The following is a 21,588-nucleotide window of genomic DNA, read 5'->3' as shown; positions in this document are numbered from 1 at the left end:
ATCTATAGTTTACCGCGCTTTGGCGTGAACGCAAAGTGGATTACGCCCCCCGCAAATGTAGCTATGCATACAGCCGAGAAATAGATGAAAAAATCGGCTGAAAACAGTATGGAAAGCACGAAGATCACAAAGAGCCACAATGCTAAAACCAAAAGTGCTGGTAACTCTTCAAAGTCTCTTACGACTACATTGCCATAATGAGAAACTCGCTTACGACCATGTGTCTCAGCAACCCATGCGCCTACAACTCCACCAATGCCAGCAAATGACCCCGTCAGCACAAGTCCTTGCCCCCATGCAAACAAACTAAAGGCAATAAACGACACAAGCGACGCGCCCATAAATACTACTAAAAAATGTTGTGCGCCTTGTCTCTTTTCAAACGGCCCGCCAAGTACAAGCAAGAAAAGCACCTCAACTGCAAGAAACATACTATTTTCGTGTATACCGAGCGACGAAACGATACGGTACCATTCACCGACCGAAAGCATTTTTTCTGGTATAAAACCAAACTGCTCAAGCGCTTGTACAATAGCAAACGAGGTACGCGAAAAAATAAACGCGAGGAATATGATACTGAACAATAACGCAAATGCTGTTACTACCGGTGGGCGTGGCTGTATGCGTTGCATACCCGCTATCATATCACAGCAAAACAAAAACACTCGGGGGTAGTGCCGAGTGTTTTCGTACAAGGTTACATTGTCTGCGAACTGCTGTTGCACATCTTGCAGGATGACTTGTGCGTGACAAGCTCAAAGACTGCTGAGAGTGCGACGAGCGCGTAGACCGCTTTGGCAGGAGTTGAATCCATACCGCCTAAAAATTTTGCGCCAACCTCGAAGCCGAAAAGGTAAAGCCCCCAATTAAGACCGCCCACAACCAAGAGGATAAACGCAACCATGTGAAGCGCTTTCATTAGATAAAGTTATAGAGAAAGGTTCTGATAAAAAACCGACCTTTAATAATGAAAGTAACCTATCTCCAGTATACTCGCATTTATAAAAGCCAACAAAGTATGAAAAAGGGCCTCTTATGTCTAGGAGGCCCGCCTCTTGCGGATGATATCGAGCTTGCGTCGGGTCGTGGCCGCCGCCTTGCGTGACCTAGTAAAGTGCCAAAGGCGCACTGCCCCATGCTTTCCGCGCTTGTTGAAGACGCGAAACTCGATCTGCAGGCTCTGCTTGCTTTGCTGGAGGCGCGCCACGAATGCGTAGTCGCAACGCCAGAGTGTACGCAGAATACCGTCCTCACAGCGCACATTGCGCTCGAGAAAGATGTCGTCTCCGAGCTCGCGCGCGATGACTTCATTGGTATGCGCACGGAGCGGCTCGACATACCATGTATAGACAGGTTTTTGCTTCATCCTATCCTCCCTAAGAGCTACCGTTCGATAGCTACCACACCACTATTTCTTTATAAGTCAATATGCACAGGGTTTTTGAAAAACTTTCCTACTCGTGCCACAGTTAAGAAAGAAGGGGGCGTTTATGAATTTTGTCATCGTACTCGGCTCCATTGGATTGGTGCTTGCCGTCACATCAGCTCTCTGCTGTACAGAGATTCGATATCGCCGCGATCGCCACTGACATAAAAGTCCCCCACCACCATGGTGCGGGACCTTTTCATTTGTATATGATTTATGCGCCGAGTACTACTTTCAATTCTTGGCGTGCTTTGCGTGCTGCACTCTCGTATGCCTCACGAGCTTCACGAAATGCCTCTTGGCGTTTGCGCGCGAGTCCGTCGAGACCGACGCCCAATCGATTGGCATCACGACGATCGCCCTCAAAACTACGCTGCATAGTCTGAAGTTTTTTGTTAAGCGTCTGACGCACATCTTTGATCTGCTTACCTGACAAGCAGGCATCTTTTGCTTGTTTGATGGCCGCTTGTTCTGAAGCGCGGAAATCAGCCGCCGCTTTCTCAAGACCGCCCTTGCGTGAACCAATCATGCTCTTTACATCAGTCTGAAAAGTTTTGAGTGCAGCATCGATAGCTGCGCGGCGCTTTGCGGTTGCCGCATCCATCGCTGCGCGAAACTTTTCTACCGCCTGTTTTTTGGCATCGGTATCCGCGCGCTCGAGTAACTTCGCATAATGCTCTTTACGATTGTCATCCCATTTATCGCGCGTAGTATCAAGACGCTCCATGGTCGATGACGCGTGTTTCAAAAATGTCTCTAAACGATTATCTTTGAGTCGGCGAAACTGATCTTCTCTATTGCTAATGCGCTTTTCGAGATTGGTTGAAATCGTACCAACACGATCGCAAAAATCTTTGCCGTTAGATGTTGAGGTTGCGGTTTGTGCTGCAACGCTCAAAGGCCCTGCGAGCGTCAATGCTACAAGCGTTGCTGCGATATATTGAGTTGTTTTATAGTTCTTGTTCATAAAAGTTTTTGTATGCATATGCACCATCATCTGCAATAAATGCCGCGATATCAGCGTCACCGGCAGCAAACATCGCCTCTTCTTCCGAGAAACTCTCGGCGAATGCTGATACTGCATCATCAGCGTTGCCAGTAGCAGGTGGCGCTGCCTGCATCGCCATCATCTGGGGTGCTACCCCTGATTTCATAGCGACACCGGCGGCGTCGCCATACTCGGACACCAAGATGCCTTCATCTGCAACCTGCGAAAGCGTCCTGCCGTCTTGTGAGATTTCTGGCGCTTGCGCCGGATCACCCGGGCGGTTCGCCGTAAATATCACAAGCAGAAGAGCCATGGCCGCTACTGGTACCGCGATGCGTGCGTGTACCGAAACGACATCAAATGCATATGTCAGTGAGCTAGTAATAGAGGAGAATACCCCTCGCTTTGAATAACGAGTGGAATTCTTTTCTGTGACATTCTCTATGATCGAAGAAAGAAATTCTTTTGGTGGCACGGTGGCATCAGCATCGCGCGCGATAGCACTCATCATACGCAAAACACCCACGATTTCTTCTTTGTGTCCAGAGAATTTTTTAATAATATCTTCGGGAGATGCGCCCGACTCAAAGAGACTCAATGCGGTATCGAGCTCTGTCTCTGTCATCGGGTTGTGATTTGTCTGCTTGTTCATATTTTTTAAGTAAAATGTCCTCGCAATGTTTTGAGAGCCCGTAGCTGCATTTGACGCACCGCGGCCTCTGACTTGCCCATGATATGCGCTGTCTCGCGTACCGACATATCGTTGATAAACCGGAGTACGATTACTTCGCGTTGATCGCCCTCGAGCTTTGCGATCGCTTTGTGCGCGAGCGTATGATTTTCCATCTTCGATACCAACTCATGCGGATCGGCATCATTGTCACGGATGAGAGCCGCATGCTCGATGGGTATATCTTTTTTCTTGCGCCAATAATCGATCAAGGTATTGCGTGCGATTGTGTAAAAGTACGCGAGCGGATCTACTTTTTGCTGTTCAAAACGGCCTACCGACGCAAATGCTTTGATAAATACATTTTGCACAATATCTTCCGTTTCTTCACGCGAACGCACACGGTAAAAGATATAGCGCCAAATCGGGGTAAAGTATTCAGCATAAAGCTCGCCGAACGCATCACGGTCGCCGTCTTTGGCACGAGCAATCAGCTCGCGAGGATCGTTTTTTTTACTAGTGCTATCTCCATTCATAAAGTATAACGGTCATGTGACGGTTATGTGACGCTACCTATCATATCGCCCTCAGACCCTTCTGGAAAGCGACTATCCGCGCTATACTGGGCGCGCATATGCTTGTCGATGATGTAACCATAAAAGTGCGCGCGGGCAAAGGAGGTAAAGGCTCTGTCGCGTTCAATAAAAATATGATGTCACTCGGACCCACGGGTGGGTCAGGCGGACATGGTGGCGATGTGATCTTTGAGGGTGTCTCTGACCTCTCGACGCTCAACCAATTTCGCTACAAAAAAGAACTCGCGGCGGAAGACGGGCTTTTTGGTCGCGACCAATTTCGCGACGGTCACAAAGGCAAAAATTCGATACTCAAAGTGCCGGTCGGCACCGTCATCCATAATCTTTCCAAAAAGACTGACCTTGAGCTCACCATGATTGGCGAGCAATTTGTCATCGCCAAAGGTGGTCTTGGTGGCAAGGGTAATTTTCATTTTAGATCATCACGCAACACCACGCCCAAACAATCACAACCTGGATTACCGGGCGAAGAAGCCGTATTGCGCCTCGAGCTCAAACTTATCGCTGATATTGGTTTTATAGGATTCCCCAATGTGGGTAAATCAAGCCTGCTCAACGAACTCACCCGCGCGCAGAGTCGCGTGGCAAACTATCCATTTACCACACTCGAACCGCACTTGGGTGTCTGGTATGACCTGATACTCGCTGACATCCCCGGCCTTATCGAGGGCGCATCGGAAGGCAAGGGCCTCGGTATCAAATTTTTGCGCCATGTAGAACGCACGCGCGTTCTGTTTCATTTTATATCCGCGGAGTCGGAAGACCCAGCAGACGACTACGCTGTCATCCGCAAAGAACTTGGCAAACACAGCAAAGAACTCTTGGAAAAAACAGAGTATCTTTTTGTCAGTAAAAGCGACACCAAAACTGACAAAGAGCTTAAAAAAATCATTACCGTGCTCAAAAAGAAAAATAAAACGGCGTCACTCCTCTCTATACACGACACTGACGCGATAAAACGCGTAGAGAAAATCCTACAAAAAATAACAAAAGAAAAACATAAGGCCGCCTAATTGCGCCCAAAGACTTCGTTGAGCTTTTTGGCGGTCGCGACCCCGACGCGACCTGACGGCGCATCCCCACCTAAGATCTCTGCGGCATACCGCTGCTGAAACATACGCACCGCAAGCTCAGTGCATGCACCAAATGAGCCGGTGAGCGGACAATCAACGAGTGATTTGCCGGGCGGTGGATACAAACCATCTTTTTTGAGAGCTGCCTGTAGTGCGAGTACACTTGCTGATCCCTTGATACCTTTTTCAAGCCCGTCAGACCAACGATAGGGCAAGAGTGCCGTTTGGCTAGCGATATAGTTAGGAGAGTTTTTCTCAAAATGTTTTTTTACCGCACGATAGGTTTGAAACGCAAGCTCCTGCATCATAGGGTTGCGTGTCGCCTCATAGATATATTGTGGCTCATAGATATATCCGTACTCCACAAGTACCGACGCACTCTTGAGCGACGCGTTGGCACCGAGCGCGATAAGCTCTTGGTCTTCGATCACGCCATCACGCTCAAGTGGAAGTGTGCTTGGACCAATGGTATTTTTTAATTCATCAAAAAGCGTGCGTGCAAGATCTTTACTCGCATCAGCGTTGCCGTATTGTTTTTCAGGCACATAGATAGAAAATCCCGTATGGTCACCTGCGCGGCCACGATGCCCCGGATAGTCGTTGAAATGTACATGCAATACGATATCGACATCGTTTTCATTTGCCCATTTGTTGATGCCGTAGAGACGAAACGCTATCTCGCTTGAAACGCTATTGCGCTCGATCGATACATTGCGCTCCAAAAAATTGTGCGCTTTGAGCGTCTCCATTTTTTTCTGCGCGATATTTTTAAAGACAATGATATCGTCACGACGCTTGGTAAAATACTCAAAAAGCGCAGGCGCGTATTGCCCCGTAGTCGTATCGCGCGCGACGATAGTCTCAAACCGAGAATCTTTTTTGAAATACGCCTCGAGGTTACGCGACGCCTCAAGCGTGAGGTCAGACTCGCGCACGTGGCGCCACTCGCCTCCTCCGTATTCGTTGTCATGCCCCGGTACAATAAGCATTTTTATTTTTTCAGTCATATAGGCCTTGTGTAGGTCGGGCGTACTAATAGTGATAGGAAAGACCGAACCCAAAAGCCGATCAGAGAGTGAAAAACCGAGACTGTCGCCGATAAGCATCACGAACACAAACGAGGCGAACAAAACCCCCGCGAGCGAAAGAAAAACAGCGATAGCACGCAACATACTGTGCCTTTTATTGTACACCACTCGCTTGAAATTCCGCTGTAGATACCGTATGATTGGGGGCATATTATTCCGCGGTAGCTCAGCGGTGGAGGTCAAAAGCAAACCGCTTTGCTTTTGACGGCTGTTCAGCCGGTTGCGAAACCGCTATGCTATAGAGGTAAAAAATATATTCCGCGGTAGCTCAGCGGTAGAGCAACCGGCTGTTAACCGGTGGGTCCCTGGTTCGAATCCAGGCCGCGGAGCCAGAAAATTATTTATAAAAAAATCTTTATGGCAAAACGAGCTGCTGGGCTCAAAGCCCACAAAAAATCAAACCACTCGCCGAAGACAAAAAAGCGTCTCGAGATCAAGCGTCAAATGCTCGCGAAACTCGCCGCAAAGCGCCGTCGCAGGTAAATCATATACAGCAGAAAAACCACAAACTTCCCGTTTGCGATTTTTTGTTGTGATTGCTAGGGTACATACAGAAAGGAGATCTTCAATGGCATATATTGCTCAAGACGGCAGCACGATCATCGAGCTCGAATTCGCCCGCAATGGAAAACTTGACGGCACTTTTCGAGTTTCAGCGGAGACGCCGGGTATCGCTGGAGACCTGCAGATCATGCTCATCGACGAGAACCGACTCATGAAAAAACACCCGCGGCAGTGGTCACTCACCGCCAAAGCTGAGCCGCTTTTGAAAAAATCATGAAAGACGCGGCTGACGCTTGGTGAGAGCGCGGCCATCTGATAGACGACCGATCCAAGTCAACCGCCTGACACAGTCGGCGCGGTTTTTTCTTTGTACGAAATAGGCTCTATACTATAGGTATGCCTCTGAGCATCAGCACCAAAACACTTGTCCTCATATCAATCGCGCTTATCGCGATCCAAGGAGTTATTTTATTTTCGATGGATCGTACACCGTTTTGTAAGTGTGGTGATATTGGTCTATGGGGTGGAGTGTATCTGAACTCGCAAATGTCGCAACAGCTTGCCGACATTTATACACCATCGCATTTTTTGCATGGTGTTGGATTTTTCTGGATATTGTGGCTCATTCGCAAGAAAATACCGATGTCGCTCGCCACCATGCTCGCGGTCGCAATTGCTGTTGAAGCTGGTTGGGAGATTTTAGAAAATACCGAGTTTATCATCAATCGTTATCGTTCGGTGACTATCTCCTTTGACTACTATGGTGATAGTATTTTCAACTCGCTTTCCGATACACTCTTTATGGTTTTTGGATTTTTGTTTGCATGGCGTACGCCTGCTTGGGCATCGATTGGTGCCCTGCTCGTGCTCGAGCTTGGAGTTTTATGGCTTATTCGTGACAATCTTACTCTCAATATTTTAATGCTCGTCTATCCGCTCGATGCCGTGCGCATCTGGCAGGCGGGCGGATAAAAAACTTCATATAAAAAAATCGCCGTGGAGCCCCGATGGGCCCCACGGCGTGGTGCGATCTACTTTGCGACGCAACCTTTCTCAACGACTGCCATTCCTACTCCGGTACCAGCGTACGCAACATAGACCAGATTTCCAGTGACCTTGTCGCACACAACACTGACAGACACCCAGTCGAGCTCGATCACTCTCTCCTCCCCGGGTTGAGTCATCCTGGGCGTCGCGCAAGCAACGCCCAGGAGCACACTCCCGATTACAGCGAGCGCACTCACTATCGCCCTGACAGCCAGCATAAAAATCCTTTCTCGAGATGACCGACTTCCACTCGGCACTCGTTGGAACTGCTTAAATTGCATATTAAACTATAATGTTATTTTTGTCAATAGCTAGTTGAGGAGCCCGCGAAAACACGCTACAGTACCCCTATGCCTATCGATCCTGCGAAAAATATCCCCACCGTATTTGTGGTTTTTGGCGCTACCGGCGACTTGATGGCGCGGAAAATCGTCCCTGCCCTTCATCTCCTCGCAGCGCAAAAAGTGCTCCCATCGATGTTTCGCGTGTTAGGCGTTGCGCGCAAACCCCTTTCAAACGAAGAGTTTCGCAAACATGTCTCGGCAATTCTTGAAAAACAAAAGATTGATATCGCGGGCGCCGCATCTTTTCTTGAATCTTTTGAATACGCAGAAGGACATTTTGAAGTCGAGAATGATTACAAAAAAATAGCCGAGCGTCTGCGTACCATCGATGAGAAATGGGGCGTATGCTCAAACAAGCTTTTCTATCTTGCCGTTCCCCCCGACTTTTTTGAAACGCTCGCACGCAACCTTTCCTCGTCAGGTCTTACTGAACCCTGCAGCCCCGAGGAAGGCTGGACTCGCATCATCGTCGAAAAACCTTTTGGCAAAGACCTTGCTACTGCCGAGCGCCTCGACGCACTCTTGGGCACGCTCTACCGCGAAGAGCAAATCTATCGTATCGATCACTATCTCGCCAAAGAAATGCTGCAAAATATTTTGACCTTTCGGTTTTCAAATAATCTTTTTGAAAACAGCTGGTCAAATCGTTTTATCGAGCGCATCGATATCCGTGTACATGAGAGCGTAGGCGTTGAAGAGCGTGGCATGTTTTATGAAAGCGTCGGCGCATTGCGTGATGTCGGACAAAATCATCTTTTACAGATGCTCGCACTCGTCACCATGGAGCGGCCTGCAAGCTTTGATCATGGTGCTATTCGCAAAAAGCGTGCGGAGATTTTAGAAGAACTCAGGACGCTCTCACCCGCCGAAATACCCGAGGCGACCTTTCGCGCACAGTATACGGGCTACCGGTCGATTACAGGTGTGTCGGCTAATTCTGATGTAGAGACATATTTTAAGATACGCGCGTATCTCAAAGCTCCGCTCTGGCGCTCAGTGCCGATCTTTATCGAGAGTGGCAAACGCCTTGGCCCCGCACAAAAAGAAATTATAGTCACCTTCCGACACACCACACCATGCTTTTGCCCGTCTGACGGGCTGCATCATAAAAACACCATAACCTTCGCACTCGAACCGGCTGAGGCGATCCGCGTAGAATTTTGGTCAAAAAAACCTGGATTTGATTTTGGTACTGAACGCCGAGCGCTCGATTTTTTATACCGTTCTGAAGAGAAAAAAACACAGTATGTAGAAGAGTACGCAAAGCTACTCCGTGATTGCATCACGGGCGATCAAACACTCTTTCTCTCAACCGAAGAGATTAAAGCCATGTGGCGCTTTACTGACCCTATTATAGAAGCATGGCAAAGTGGCGCGGTACCGCTCGCCTCGTACGCGCCCGATACAACGACTATCACCTCTGACGCCGCACGCGTAGAACGGTGGAGTGAAAATATCGCCGGCATGGAGCGCGTCATCGGCATCATAGGACTCGGTAAAATGGGAAAGAATATCGCCCTGCGTCTTGCTGAAAAGGGCTGGCGGGTGGTGGCGCATGATCCTGCGTTTGCAGGCGAACTGCATGGCATTGAGGTCACGAAATCTCTCGCTGATCTTGTAGGCGGTCTCTCAGCGCAAAAAATTATCTGGAGCATGGTACCGGCCGGCAAAGCCACCGAAGAAGTTATATTTGGAGCAGACGGACTCTCGGGGCTTCTGAAAAGAGGTGATATCATCATCGACGGCGGCAACTCACTTTACAAAGATTCGCAACGCCGCGCTAAAGACCTCGAAAAGATTGGTATCGAGTTTCTTGATGTTGGCACCTCTGGCGGGCCCTCGGGCGCACGCAACGGCGCCTCGCTCATGGTAGGTGGCAAGCGCGAAATATTTGATAAGCTTGAAGGCCTTTTTCAAGATCTAGCAGTTGGCGGCGGATATGTTTATGCGGGAAGTGCGGGCGCTGGCCACTTTGTAAAAATGGTACACAATGGAATTGAATACGGCATGATGCAGGCACTCGCAGAAGGATTCGCCATACTCAAAGCGTCAGATTACAGACTTGATCTCTCGGAAGTTGCCGCGGTCTATAACCACGGTAGTGTCATTGAGTCACGCCTTGTGGGCTGGCTACAGGACGCACTAGAAATCTACGGCGATGATCTATTAGAGATATCGGGATCGGTCGCTCATACTGGTGAAGGCACATGGACGGTAGATGCCGCCCGCGAGCTGGGTATTAAAACAAAAGTTATTGAAGACGCACTCCAATTTCGCATTGATTCAGAAAAAAACCCGAGCTACACAGGCAAGATTTTGTCTGCACTCCGCAATCGCTTTGGCGGTCACGAAGCCAAAAAATAATTAGTATCCCTGGATCTTTTTGGCGCTTTCGTGTTGGCGGATTTTTTCGATGGCTTTGGCTTCAATCTGGCGAATGCGCTCGCGCGTAACGCCAAACTCTTTACCTACTTCTTCGAGGGTGCGTACAATGCCATCATCAAGCCCAAAACGAAGTTTTAAAATCTTTTGTTCGCGAGGAAGTAAATCGCTAATGATGTCATTGATATGATCACGCAACAGACCGCGTGAAGTTTCTTCCGATGGCGAGAGCATCTTGTCGTCTTCAATAAAATCGCCAAGTGTAGAGTCCTCTTCGTCCTCACCTACCGGTGTATAGAGTGATACGGGGTCTTGCGAGATTTTCATGATGTAGTAGATCTTTTCTACCGGCAAAACCATCTCGGAGGCGATTTCTTCAGGCAACGGCTCTCTACCCAAATCTTGGGTCAGGCGACGGCGTACCTGCTGAAACTTTGAGATGGTCTCCACCATATGCACGGGAATACGAATGGTGCGCGCTTGATCAGCAATCGCGCGCGTGACGGCCTGCCTAATCCACCAAGTTGCATAGGTTGAAAACTTAAAACCTCTTCGCCAATCAAATTTTTCTACCGCACGAAAAAGACCAATGTTGCCTTCTTGAATCAAATCGAGAAGCGAGAGGTTTGATGAGCGGCCCACATAACGCTTGGCGATAGAAACCACGAGACGCAAGTTTGCCTGTGTGAGCTTACTCTTCGCATCCTCATCTCCCTTCTCAATACGCATAGCAAGCTGACGCTCTTCCTCACCTTTGAGCAATGAGATGCGCCCAATCTCGCGTAGATACATCTGTACCGAATCTTGCGAACTATCCTTTTCAAGTCGAGGTACCGCTGATGCGCGCTTGCCTTTTTTAACCACAGGGGCCTTTTCGTCTACTTCAATGAGCTCTTGGGCCTCTAAAACATCGACGCTACCCGCCGCAAAACGAGAATACAAATCTTCGAGGAGCATGATATTGTCCTCGATAGTAGGGAACGCGTTTAAGATTTCTTTGTAAGTGATGAACCCGCGCGCCTTACCGCGCAGTACAAGTTCATCCATCTGCGCCTCTACAGATAGTTTTTTCTTTTCCTGTTTAAGAGCCTTACCTTTCGCGCCTTTTTTGGGTTTTATTTTTTTGACGGGCGCTTTTTTGGGTTTTGGCTTTGCTTTTGGTTTAACGCTTTTCTTTTTTATTTTTTTGGTCGCCATAATTTAAATGATGTATCGCTGTAGCTAAATGAGTAGTAAGTGTTTGAAACTCTGCCATACGCGCATGTGAAGCGGAGAGGTCACCGACTCGTTCGAGTTCGGCGATCTCTTCACGAAGACGCATGAGTTTGTCTTTGATAGACAGCTCGCGCCACGAGTGCAATAAATTGGCAAATTCTTCGTCGCGCCGAGGTAAGTGCCCCGAGAGTATTTCCGCCTCCATGAGATAGCGGTTTGCCGCACCTCGTACATCTTCCCGAAGCTCTCCTAAAATCTCCTCAATCGTAGCCGAGGAAGAGCGCTTTGTCAAAGCAGAAAATATCTCTGCGGTAGACGCAAGAGCGCATTCGTGACGCTCAGGTAGGTCACCGAGTGCGACAAGTTGCGGCTCAAGCAACAAGTAGCCCGCTATGCGTTCTTCGAGCTTGGCTTTGCGTGATTGAGCTACCTCGGGCGCTACGCGTACTTCTTGGGTAAATACTGGCGGTGCACTTGACCCCGCTTTGTATTTACCGAGCTCGCGCCAGAGGGCGTCTTCGCGCACGCCGAGCACACGAGAAAGCTCGGAGACCCAATGCGATTTTTCTATCTCGTTTGGAATATCGGCTACCAGCGGTAAAATCTCCTCACCTATCTTTTTCTTGGCGATAGGGTCGGATGGTGAGAGGCCCGCTGACGCGCGTTTGAGAAAAAAAGCGATACTTTCTACCGAACCCTCTACAAACTCGCGCCAACGCTCGGGGCTTTGCGTCACAATATCAGCCGGATCTTTGCCACCCTCAATTGCTACAATGCGTACATGAAAATCATGCTTGTGCGCGAGACCTACTGCTCTGCGCGACGCTTCAACGCCTGCGGCATCCACATCAAACGAAAAAACAGCAGTATCAGTAAGCCGGCGCAACGCGCCCATATGCGAATCAGTCAACGCCGTGCCCGAGACCCCGACCGCATTGGTAATGCCCGCCTGATGCGACATGATGCAATCCATATACCCTTCAACGATGACAGCACGCTTTTGGTGATGAATGTTTGATTTTGCCTTGCCAAGACCGTACAGATATTTTGATTTGTCATACAGCGGTGTTTGCGGTGTATTGATATATTTTGCAGCCTCTGCGCTCTTTGACGCTTCACCAAAAATACGCCCGCCAAACCCGATCACCCGTCCTGTCGCGTCTTCGAGTGGAAATATAATGCGCGAACGAAAACGGTCATAGGGCCCGCGTGAGCCCTGCACGGAGAGCCCTGCTTTATCAATCTCGGCCTCTGTATACCCTTTGCGTGCCAAATGCTCGCTTGTCACTCGCCAACTATCGGGCGCAAACCCCACACGAAACTGCGTGATTGATTCGGGTAACATACCGCGATCAATGAGATATTGTTTGACATCAGCGGCGCTCGTGAGATTTGATTCAAAAAACTTTGTCGCCTCCTCGGTCAATTCAAGTAAACGCGATCTCTCTGAATATTCTTCACGATGAAATTCTGCGAGCACGATGCCAGTGCGTTCAGCAAGCAGACGCAATGCCTCAGGAAATTCGATGCCGTCAATCTCCATGACAAACGCAAAAATATCACCCCCCTTGCCACATCCAAAGCAATGCCACGAATCGCGCGCAGGTGAGACATAAAACGATGGCGTTTTTTCTGAATGAAACGGGCAACGCGCCTTAAAATTGATACCTGACTTTTCAAGCTTCAAATACCCCGAGACAAGCGAGACGATATCGAGGCGTGATTTTATCTCGGATGTTTGGCTCATACGCTACTCGTTAAAACGAAAGAGATGAAGCTTGCCAACTTTAATGATATCGCCCGCGCGCACCAAATCAGCTTGATTGCCAAGTATCTCTTCGGCGCCCCCGGTAAGTCGCCGTATAGCGCGCTGGGAGATAAGTGCACGAATCTGCGAGCGTGAATATTCGTCACCGAGCGCACGCATGAGCGCGTCGAAGAGCGGCGCGGGTAATACCTTTATGCGTATATCGATAGCGTCTAATGTATTGAATTCTTTGCGAGAAAACTTGCGTTCAAAATTTGCACGCATCTCTTTCGCCGATTTCTCACCGTAAAAAAGAGACACGATAAGCATGGCGAGCTGTTTTTTCGCCTCAAACGGATTTATCTTGATAAACGCGCGCAGTTCATCAAGTTCGTCTTCTCGGATATCACCGAAGCTTACAAAATAACTCTCTGTAATCTCATCGGGAATGCTCATGACAAGACCAAACTGATCTTCCGCGGACGCCGAGAGGGCGATATAGTTACCAAAACTTTTTGACATCTTTCGGCCATCACCAGCCGTGCCTTCGATGAGTGGCGTAGTAAGCACGATTTCCGGCTTCATCCCACGCGCCCCCATCACTGACCGCGCCTGCATAAAGTTCAAGAGCTGATCGATGCCACCCACTTCGATATCAGCTTTGAGCTCCACTGAATCGATAGCCATAAGAGAGGCGTAGTTTGCCTCACGCAAGCTGACGGGTGAGCCGGCCTTAAGTCGCGCGCGAAAATCTTCGCGCTGGGCAACTTCACCAAAACTGATCGCGCCGATTAGCTCAAAAAATTCCGCCAACCGCATACGCGAGAGCCATTTGGAGTTTTGATGTACTTTGATTTTTTTTAAATCAAGAAGCGGCGCTACTTGCTTGGTGTAGGTTTTGATATTTGCGGCGATTTCTTTATCGGTAATCTCGCGGCGATTGTCGGTACGGCCTGATGGATCGCCTATCTTGCCCGTAAAATCGCCGACCACAAAATGCACCTCATGACCCGCGCGCGCGAAAAGACGCAACAGCATAAGTGGAACCGCATGCCCCAAGTGAATCTCCGCGCCCGTAGCGTCAATGCCAAACTTTACGCGGAGTTTGTGCTTTGTGTTCAACAATTCTTCGAGTCCTTCGCGCGTGACTACCTCGCGACATTTGGGACGCACGAGCGCCAAAAAATCATCGGCGGATATTTTGCCGAGTGACTGCTTTGAGCGCTCTTCGAGACGAGTGAACCAATCACCTTCCATAGTGATGAGTATAACGGCTTTTTCGTATCTTTCAAAACTGTTATACCTCGTCTATCACCGGAGGACGCTTTTGCAAGAAATACGCGAGAATTGCTGAGATCAACACGCCTTCAAAAGTCACGCCAGCCAAGATAAATACCGTCTGCTGGGGAAACGAATTGGTAGTACGAAGATGATCGAGCGTATCACGAATCTCACCTACGGGCTTGCCTTGCTGTTCAAGACTTATGCGTACTACTTCAATATTTTTATCTAAAAAAGACGGGTTGATAAGTGTATTGTATGCGAGCATGAAGCTTGCCAAGATGACAGCGGTGATCATGCCCATCAAGAGGCCTGAACGAACACCTTGGCGCATGGTAAAAAATCCCCCGCCCCGCTCAAGCTTCCACTGACGCAAAGCAAAAAAATATATTATAAATGGAATAATCGAAGCGCCGTAGCCCGAATATGCGCCGATATCCAAGCGCGTCGTATGAAACCCCAAGAGAAACTCGGCCAGCATATACAGACATACGAGCCCGCCTGCCAACAGGCCGAACCTGAGCTCGATACGAATATCATCAGCGATAGCGATCATGGTATTGCTACCATTATACTTTGTTTGGATTTGCCGCGCGAATTTCTTTGGCGACACATACACCCCTTTCATCAAATGCATAACAATGTGCCTCTGCCGTACCAAGCTCAACATCGGCGATTGCTTCGTCAGAAAGTTCCTCAATATGCTTGATGAGCGCGCGCAGTGAGTTGCCATGTGCGACAATGAGCACGTTGTGGCCGTCACGCAACTGAGGCTTGATGGACTCTTCAAAATACATTGAAACACGGCCGTGGACGTCTTTGAGTGTCTCGCCCTCGGGTACCGGATGATCCCATCCGCGTCTGATTTTAGAAAATTCTTCCTCACCTACCTCATCACGCACTTGCCATTTGTTTTTTCCTGTATGCACACCGTAGTGGCGTTCGTTGAGCGCGGGACTCGTCGCTACCTCATGGTCGTCAAGATTTGACTCAATCTCTTGGTGGATATGATTAAAAGTTTGGCGCGCTCGTTTGAGTGCTGAGACGTGCGCGCGGTGTACGGGAATATCGGCGAGCGCCTTGCCTGCGCTCTCGGCTTCTTTGACGCCTTCGGGTGCCGAGTCTACATCGGTCCAGCCAGTCCACAAGCCGAGCTTGTTCCATTCGGATTTTCCATGTCGAACTAAAATAAGATATGCCATATTATTTTTTCCCTGCGTACTTTGCCCAATCGCCCAACAGCTCTGCAATGCGCAAGAGTTCATTGTACTTAGCGACACGATCAGTGCGTGACATTGATCCGGTTTTAATCTGACCAGCACCGAGACCTACCGCCAGATGCGCGATAGCGACATCTTCCGTCTCACCTGAACGATGCGAGATAATAGCGCGCCAGCCATTTTCATGAGCGGTATCAACCGCATCAATCGTCTCGGTGAGCGTACCGATCTGATTTACTTTGATAAGAATTGCGTTACCGGCCTTTTCTTTGATACCGCGCTCAAGAAACGTTTTATTGGTGACGAGCAAATCGTCACCCACCAGCTGCAAGGCACCTCCGAGCTCGCGCGTCATGTGCACCCAGCCCGCCCAGTCATCTTCAGCCAGACCATCCTCTATTGAGATGATAGGATAGCGCGCGGCAAGATCTTTATACCACGCGACCATTTCTTCTGATGACAATGTTTTGCCGTCAGCAGAAAGAATATACTTGCCGTTTTCAAAAAGTTCGCTCGATGCGACATCAAGCGCACAAAAAACATCAACGCCGAATTTGTAGCCCGCAGCAGCCGTGGCCTCCTCGATAAGTGAGAGTGCCTCGGCATTGCCACCCTTTACTGCAGGCGCATAGCCACCCTCATCGCCAACCGTAGTACCGTATCCATGTTTTTTCATGGCTTTGCCGAGTGCATGAAAGATTTCCGTCGCCATGCGCACGGCGTCAGGAAATGTCACCGCGCCTTGCGGCACAATCATAAACTCTTGGATATCAGTCGAGTTGGCTGCGTGCTTGCCGCCATTGATAATATTGACAAGAGGTACTGGTAAACTGTACTGGCGTTTTACACGCGAAAGACCGTACACATATTCAAAAAACGGTACACCTGCCTCGAGCGCTGATGCGCGAGCAGCGGCGAGCGATACCGCCAAGATAGCATTGGCGCCAAGCTTGCTTTTGTTTGCCGTGCCATCAAGATCGATCATCGCCTTATCAAGCGCCTTTTGGTCACGCGCGTCAGATCCAATAAGTTTGGGTGCAATTACTTCGTGTACGTTGCGTACAGCGTGTAAGACGCCTTTGCCGCCGAAACGTTGCCTGTCGCCGTCGCGAAGCTCGACTGCTTCATGTGTACCAGTCGATGCGCCCGATGGGACCGCAGCACGACCCATGATGCCGTTTTCCAATATAACATCTGCCTCGACGGTCGGGTTGCCTCGTGAATCCATGATTTCTCTTGCGGTAATTTTTTTGATGTTCATAAGCAAAAATTATACACCAGAGTGATGCACTACTCAACCTGTGAATAGTAAAAGCGAGGCTAACTTACCACCTTTTTATAAAGCTCAATATAGGTAGGAAAATACTCACGCATAAGACCTGCCATCATATACTCGATAGGAGCGAAATCATCGGTCAATAAACGCCTTGCGGGAATACTGATAGTAGAAGTATCAACCAACGTACTAGACAGAAATCGATTCTTGTCGAGTGCATTGAACTTTTGCACCAGTGCGCCATGCGAAAGGGCGACCTCACTCTTAACGCCGAGAACGGTGATATTTTGAGTTTTTGCGTAATCATGCCCGAAAGCAAGAATATATGTATTAGGAAAAGCACTCCGCATAGTGGCGTAGATACTCTCAAACATGACTGCGTTCGGCCCTTCGAGCGTTCCTGCAAAATTGACAGCATAGACGCCATTTGGTGACAGATATCTTTTTATATTTTTATTGAACTCCTGCGTCAACAAATACCACGGCACAGAAATAAAAGAATTGTACGCATCGCCGTAAATAAGATCGAATGTTTCTGTGGGCGCACTCTTGGTACGCGCAAATCTCACGCGGGCATCACCGATCTCGGTCTCTATAGCGTGAGAGCTCACATTGAAATATTCTCTACCAACCTTGGCAACTTCAGGATCAATCTCGCCTACCGTGATATTTGCATCAGGATACTGTTTTCTCAAATTAATAGGCAATGTATAAGCGCCCGCTCCGATAACGTATATATCTTTTACTGAATCGGAAAAAGCAGCGAAGGCGGGTGCTGCGTCAGTATAAAATCTCTGCGACGGTCGTGCGGTCTGTACACTATGCGTATCGATATCCAAAAAAAGGATTCTGTTGTCCCCGTATACAGGAAAGAGTTTATAATCAACGACGCGCATATCATAATACGCAGTCTCTTTATGAAAAATAATTTTGTTTGATTCTGGCTCGGATTGCGCCTGCGAGCTGATGATCAGCGCCGCAAGACAGGCGGCTACCACCAGCATGAGTAGGATGTCGCGGCCGACTATTCGAGGCTGATGCCTAAAGTTCTGTAGATAGAAAAAATAAAAAACGGCTACCAATATAAAAACTACAAGACGCACGGTAGCGGCACTACCGATAGTAGGGATAAAATAAAAACCTGTGGCGAACACGCCCACAATACTGCCGAGCGACCATAGGCCTGAGAGTAGCCCGTATTTCTTTCCGATATCATGCACACTATCAACATATGATTTAAAGATGATGGGAGCGAGCGTGCCAATGGCTACGGCCGGCATCAAGAAAAGAGTCGCGCTCACCGCAACTGATAACTCCATCAGCGAGAATGATTGACGAAGAAGACCGGGGACATATTTTGATAGCGGAAGTATCGTATACACAAAAAACGCCGCGCTCAAAAATGAAAAAGCTATAATCTTTTGTCCATAGTTTTTAATAGAGCGATCCGCGAGCCACCCTCCCAAAAAACTTCCTATCGACAAACCCAAGAGCGTTATCCCGATAACCGATGTCCACGTAAAGATAGATGAGCCAATGATGGGGGCGACTATCCTTGATGAGGTGATCTCTATAACCATCAACGAAAATCCTGCTACAAAAGTAGCGACATAGTATGGCACGGCATGAGACGACAGATGCTTCATCGTAAATAGGTATCAATATTCTTCTTGTGCTCTTCGTAGGTTTTCGCGCAATGAATCTGCTTGTCAGGTGAATGGAGATAAAAAAGACAATCGGTCTTTGCGGGAAATAATACTGCGTTGATCGCATCAAGACTTGGATTTGCGATTGGATGTGGTGGCAACCCATCAAACAAATATGTATTGTACGGCGAATTTATTTTTTTATCTTCGATTTTTACCGGTTCCCACCAACCGCCCTTGAGACTATAGGAGGTGAGCTGCGCGCCGGTAGGCACCGCGCCGTAGTGATCACGCGAATCGCGCGCGTACTGCAATGTAGCATCGATACCGAGCCGCATGGGTTTTTTGGCAAGAAGCCGATTCCACAAGACACCTGCGATAATCGGCATATCGTCTTTGCCGCCCGCTTCGCGTTGTACGAGTGATGCGATTTTTAAAAGTGTGGGCCAACGAATATTTTGCTTGACCGCCTCTTTGGCGAGTGGGGCAAACTTTTCATTGAACCGCGCACGAAGACGATCAGCCACTTGGGCCGGCGTATCGTCTTTTGGTATCAGATAGGTATCACCGAAATACACTCCCTCAATCTCATCTGGCTTTAATGCCGTATGCTTTGTCACCCATTCTATTTCTTGTGCGTCCGTCCAGCCGAGCTCGCGCGCGAGCACATTGGCCATCTGTTCTTTGCGATATCCTTCAGGCAACGAGACCCACACGAGCGCGGGGCCTTTTGTAAAAATATCGGCCAGCACCCACGCATCAATCGTCTTTGCGATCATATAGCCGCCGGGCTTGATGCTGGCAGTACCATTCCACCAGAGCGCTATCCGAAACGCGCGCGGTGATTTGATAAAGCCGTCGGATGAAAGTCGGCTGATAACATCGCCTGTACCGATATCTTCGGCGATCGTAAATTGCATGTAGGCGATATCGCCCTCGGCTTCTTGTGGTGCGCCAAACGCGCCGAGATACAACCACGCAACGATAACGGCGAGAATTAAACCGACTATAGTGGCGATAGTGAATCTGTTTACTCGCATCTCACTATTGTAAGCTATAGCTTGCGCCTCGCAAGGCTTCTATGCTATATCAGTTCTAGAACTGAACCCTCAACCATGGAGGAATGATGAACGCTAGTGCAAGCAAAGGATTGCTCGCGGCACTGATCTTGACGCTGACGCTACTGAGTGCGTGCGGAGGAGGTGGCGACAACTGTCCCTCATGCCATGACGATGCACGCGGCGACGGATACGGAGGCCTCGTCTTCGGCAGCGCGGGCGATGACAGCAACGCACGCGACCTGAAAGACGAGTGTGGATTCGACATCTACAACAACCACAATGGAGGTGGTGGCGACACCCTCGAGATCGCTGGCTGCTACTCTGGCGGCACGCCAGGGCTCGTGCTGGCCTGGGCCTACCAGAGCTTTTCGAGCTACCGCATCTGCAACCCCGGCTACTCTGGAGATCTCTCCACTCCGCTCGCCCCCGGCGAGTGTCGCGTGATCGGAAGCTACTTCCGCTGAAGTGCAGACAACAAAGCCGGCGTCCCTCTTGGGATGCCGGCGATTTTTTTATTATTTATTATATTGAGTAAGATTTTTTGCGCTAATCGCGATGCGATGGAAGCCAGTCCATCAAGCGTTTGCGATGCTTTTCGATTGACCATTCGTTCTTGTCTTTGAAGAGCATGGGGTGGAGTTTTTGAAAATCTTTGAGATTTTCGAGAGTTACTTTGGGAAAGCCTGTGGGAATGCTTTTATTATATGCATCGAGAAAGACCATCAGGGTGGTCATCTCTTGGTTGCCTTCCAGTACATAATCACGGCGCTTGACCATTGACTTGAGTATTGCATAAAAAAAGCTCAAAAACAAGGCGGCAAAAACGCTCTCGCCACAACCAAAAAATCTGCTATTATTGCATAGCTGGAGGCGTCGCATAGTGGTCTAGTGCGCTCGCTTGGAAAGCGAGTATGCTGAAAGGCATCGGAGGTTCGAATCCTCCCGCCTCCGCAGAAAGAAACTTCCGAATCCGAAAGGTTGACGGTTTTTGCTTAGGTTTTACAAAATTGCTTACATCGAAAAATAAAAAATTAGTACCAGAGAGAACGCTAGTCTAGTCTGTTAAAAATGCTAAATTTTTGCTAAAATCATTTTATGGACGAACCAAAGGTCAAACAAACCATTGAGGAAACTATAAGATTGGGTTCAGAAACCTCCAGCGTTGAGTTTAAAGACGCTCGCGGTGGATTTCCTCGTGATACATGGAAAACCATTTCCGCTTTTTCTCATCGTCCCGGTGGCGGTTTCATTGTCTTTGGTGTTACAGAAGACAGGTCAAGAAATTCTATGGAAGCCACTGGAATTACTGAGCTTGCAGTTTTGCAAGAGAAGATGAGTAACGTAGTGAGTACGCAAATGAGCGTTGTTATCCGTCCAGAATATTTTCCAATGACTCTAGGCGGAAAGACGATACTCGCAATTTATATTTCTGAATGTTCTGACCAACACAAACCGTGTTATCACAAGGATACAGGCATGCCTAACGGTGCTTATGTACGCGATGGCAATACAGATAGAAAAATTACGCATGAGGAAATGCTGCGATTTCTTGATAACGCTAAGCTTTCAAAATTTGATAGTACGCAAGCATCGGATACCCAACTTAGCGATCTATCAGAAAAGAAAATGTATGACCTTCTCACCCGAATGGGGCAAAGGACAAATCGCGATGCTCGCATTGAGGAAATAGCCTTTGATCTGCTTAAAAATCTTGGCATAGCTGACACATTTGATGGCGGGAACTTTCCAACTATTGCGGGTTTTCTTATTTTTGCAAAGGAGAAGCCACAACTCAAACGATCCTTCAATCGCTACATTGTTCGTTGCGTAAAATATAAAGGATCAAATGTTGCAACTGATATCATAGATAAAGCGGATATAGATGGAACGCTAAATGAACAAATCGATACGATGCAGAAGTTTATATTGCGTAACATACGGACAAGTGCTCAAATCGTGGGTACAAAACGAGTTGAGCGGTATGAGTATCCTGAAAAAGCTATCCGAGAAATTGTGGCCAACGC

The 21,588-nt window shown here is 48.6% G+C and carries 23 protein-coding genes and 2 tRNA genes; 9 read left to right on the top strand and 16 right to left on the bottom strand.

Going from position 1 to position 21,588, the window contains the following annotated elements; translation table 11 throughout:
- Window positions 1-2: 2 nt before the first annotated feature.
- The 6 genes from AAB417_02220 to AAB417_02195 all read right to left on the bottom strand — a co-directional run bounded on the left by AAB417_02220 (window position 3) and on the right by AAB417_02195 (window position 3,620).
- Window positions 3-632 (bottom strand): rhomboid family intramembrane serine protease, encoded by a 630-nt coding sequence (locus AAB417_02220; protein ID MEK7630816.1) that lies wholly within the window; start codon window positions 630-632, stop codon window positions 3-5.
- Between the two features lie 65 nt (window positions 633-697).
- Window positions 698-919, bottom strand: a complete 222-nt coding sequence (locus AAB417_02215; protein MEK7630815.1) for a DUF378 domain-containing protein — start codon at window positions 917-919, stop codon at window positions 698-700.
- Window positions 920-1,039: 120 nt separating this feature from the next.
- Window positions 1,040-1,366, bottom strand: a complete 327-nt coding sequence (locus AAB417_02210) for a hypothetical protein (protein ID MEK7630814.1) — start codon at window positions 1,364-1,366, stop codon at window positions 1,040-1,042.
- Window positions 1,367-1,640: 274 nt separating this feature from the next.
- Window positions 1,641-2,393 (bottom strand): hypothetical protein, encoded by a 753-nt coding sequence (locus AAB417_02205; protein ID MEK7630813.1) that lies wholly within the window; start codon window positions 2,391-2,393, stop codon window positions 1,641-1,643.
- Window positions 2,377-3,066 (bottom strand): hypothetical protein, encoded by a 690-nt coding sequence (locus AAB417_02200; GenBank protein ID MEK7630812.1) that lies wholly within the window; start codon window positions 3,064-3,066, stop codon window positions 2,377-2,379. Before AAB417_02200 ends, AAB417_02205 begins: the two co-directional genes overlap by 17 nt.
- Before the next feature lie 5 nt (window positions 3,067-3,071).
- A complete protein-coding gene (locus tag AAB417_02195; protein ID MEK7630811.1) occupies window positions 3,072-3,620 on the bottom strand; it encodes an RNA polymerase sigma factor in 549 nt (182 codons plus the stop codon).
- Window positions 3,621-3,718: 98 nt separating this feature from the next.
- Between AAB417_02195 and obgE the strand changes: the two genes are divergently transcribed.
- Window positions 3,719-4,693, top strand: a complete 975-nt coding sequence (gene obgE, locus AAB417_02190) for a GTPase ObgE (GenBank protein ID MEK7630810.1) — start codon at window positions 3,719-3,721, stop codon at window positions 4,691-4,693.
- Here obgE and AAB417_02185 read toward each other — a convergent pair.
- Entirely contained in the window at window positions 4,690-5,925 is a 1,236-nt protein-coding gene (locus tag AAB417_02185) for an N-acetylmuramoyl-L-alanine amidase (GenBank protein ID MEK7630809.1), read from the bottom strand. The two genes, obgE and AAB417_02185, sit on opposite strands and share 4 nt — an antisense overlap.
- A 173-nt stretch (window positions 5,926-6,098) precedes the next feature.
- Here AAB417_02185 and AAB417_02180 point away from each other — a divergent pair.
- The 5 genes from AAB417_02180 to zwf all read left to right on the top strand — a co-directional run bounded on the left by AAB417_02180 (window position 6,099) and on the right by zwf (window position 10,100).
- Window positions 6,099-6,173 (top strand) — tRNA-Asn (locus AAB417_02180).
- 25 nt (window positions 6,174-6,198) lie between these two features.
- Entirely contained in the window at window positions 6,199-6,324 is a 126-nt protein-coding gene (locus tag AAB417_02175; GenBank protein ID MEK7630808.1) for a hypothetical protein, read from the top strand.
- 85 nt (window positions 6,325-6,409) lie between these two features.
- Window positions 6,410-6,622 (top strand): hypothetical protein, encoded by a 213-nt coding sequence (locus AAB417_02170; GenBank protein ID MEK7630807.1) that lies wholly within the window; start codon window positions 6,410-6,412, stop codon window positions 6,620-6,622.
- A gap of 119 nt (window positions 6,623-6,741) precedes the next feature.
- Window positions 6,742-7,317 (top strand): DUF2585 family protein, encoded by a 576-nt coding sequence (locus AAB417_02165; protein ID MEK7630806.1) that lies wholly within the window; start codon window positions 6,742-6,744, stop codon window positions 7,315-7,317.
- A gap of 425 nt (window positions 7,318-7,742) precedes the next feature.
- Window positions 7,743-10,100: a glucose-6-phosphate dehydrogenase gene (gene zwf / locus AAB417_02160; protein ID MEK7630805.1), complete on the top strand. Its 2,358-nt coding sequence runs from the start codon at window positions 7,743-7,745 to the stop codon at window positions 10,098-10,100.
- Here zwf and AAB417_02155 read toward each other — a convergent pair whose 3' ends face one another.
- Genes AAB417_02155 through mltG form a run of 8 tightly spaced genes read right to left on the bottom strand, consistent with a single transcriptional unit; the run spans window position 10,101 to window position 19,543 of the window.
- Window positions 10,101-11,315: a sigma-70 family RNA polymerase sigma factor gene (locus AAB417_02155; GenBank protein MEK7630804.1), complete on the bottom strand. Its 1,215-nt coding sequence runs from the start codon at window positions 11,313-11,315 to the stop codon at window positions 10,101-10,103.
- A complete protein-coding gene (gene dnaG / locus AAB417_02150) occupies window positions 11,281-13,080 on the bottom strand; it encodes a DNA primase (GenBank protein MEK7630803.1) in 1,800 nt (599 codons plus the stop codon). The genes AAB417_02155 and dnaG overlap by 35 nt, the downstream gene beginning before the upstream one ends.
- A 3-nt stretch (window positions 13,081-13,083) precedes the next feature.
- On the bottom strand, window positions 13,084-14,337 hold the full coding sequence (gene tyrS / locus AAB417_02145) for a tyrosine--tRNA ligase (GenBank protein MEK7630802.1): 1,254 nt from the start codon (window positions 14,335-14,337) through the stop codon (window positions 13,084-13,086).
- Between the two features lie 40 nt (window positions 14,338-14,377).
- Window positions 14,378-14,917 (bottom strand): DUF4199 domain-containing protein, encoded by a 540-nt coding sequence (locus AAB417_02140; GenBank protein ID MEK7630801.1) that lies wholly within the window; start codon window positions 14,915-14,917, stop codon window positions 14,378-14,380.
- 13 nt (window positions 14,918-14,930) lie between these two features.
- Complete coding sequence (locus AAB417_02135) at window positions 14,931-15,563, bottom strand: 2,3-bisphosphoglycerate-dependent phosphoglycerate mutase (GenBank protein ID MEK7630800.1); 633 nt, start codon at window positions 15,561-15,563, stop codon at window positions 14,931-14,933.
- Window position 15,564: 1 nt separating this feature from the next.
- The gene (gene eno / locus AAB417_02130) at window positions 15,565-16,842 is read right to left on the bottom strand and encodes a phosphopyruvate hydratase (GenBank protein ID MEK7630799.1); all 1,278 of its coding nucleotides are present in this window, start codon (window positions 16,840-16,842) and stop codon (window positions 15,565-15,567) included.
- Between the two features lie 59 nt (window positions 16,843-16,901).
- Entirely contained in the window at window positions 16,902-18,503 is a 1,602-nt protein-coding gene (locus AAB417_02125; protein ID MEK7630798.1) for a fused MFS/spermidine synthase, read from the bottom strand.
- Window positions 18,500-19,543, bottom strand: coding sequence for an endolytic transglycosylase MltG (gene mltG, locus AAB417_02120; GenBank protein ID MEK7630797.1), 1,044 nt, complete (start codon window positions 19,541-19,543; stop codon window positions 18,500-18,502). Before mltG ends, AAB417_02125 begins: the two co-directional genes overlap by 4 nt.
- A gap of 83 nt (window positions 19,544-19,626) precedes the next feature.
- Between mltG and AAB417_02115 the strand changes: the two genes are divergently transcribed.
- Entirely contained in the window at window positions 19,627-20,028 is a 402-nt protein-coding gene (locus AAB417_02115) for a hypothetical protein (protein ID MEK7630796.1), read from the top strand.
- Between the two features lie 82 nt (window positions 20,029-20,110).
- Here AAB417_02115 and AAB417_02110 read toward each other — a convergent pair whose 3' ends face one another.
- The gene (locus tag AAB417_02110) at window positions 20,111-20,341 is read right to left on the bottom strand and encodes a hypothetical protein (GenBank protein ID MEK7630795.1); all 231 of its coding nucleotides are present in this window, start codon (window positions 20,339-20,341) and stop codon (window positions 20,111-20,113) included.
- Window positions 20,342-20,430: 89 nt separating this feature from the next.
- Here AAB417_02110 and AAB417_02105 point away from each other — a divergent pair.
- A tRNA-Ser gene (locus AAB417_02105) sits at window positions 20,431-20,515 on the top strand.
- Between the two features lie 144 nt (window positions 20,516-20,659).
- The coding region (locus tag AAB417_02100; protein ID MEK7630794.1) for an RNA-binding domain-containing protein at window positions 20,660-21,588 on the top strand (929 nt) is incomplete at its 3' end.

It is taken from the genome of Patescibacteria group bacterium (assembly GCA_038064855.1).
GTDB lineage: Bacteria > Patescibacteriota > Minisyncoccia > Ryanbacterales > GWA2-47-10b > SICQ01.
This window is presented reverse-complemented; position numbering and strand designations above follow the sequence as displayed.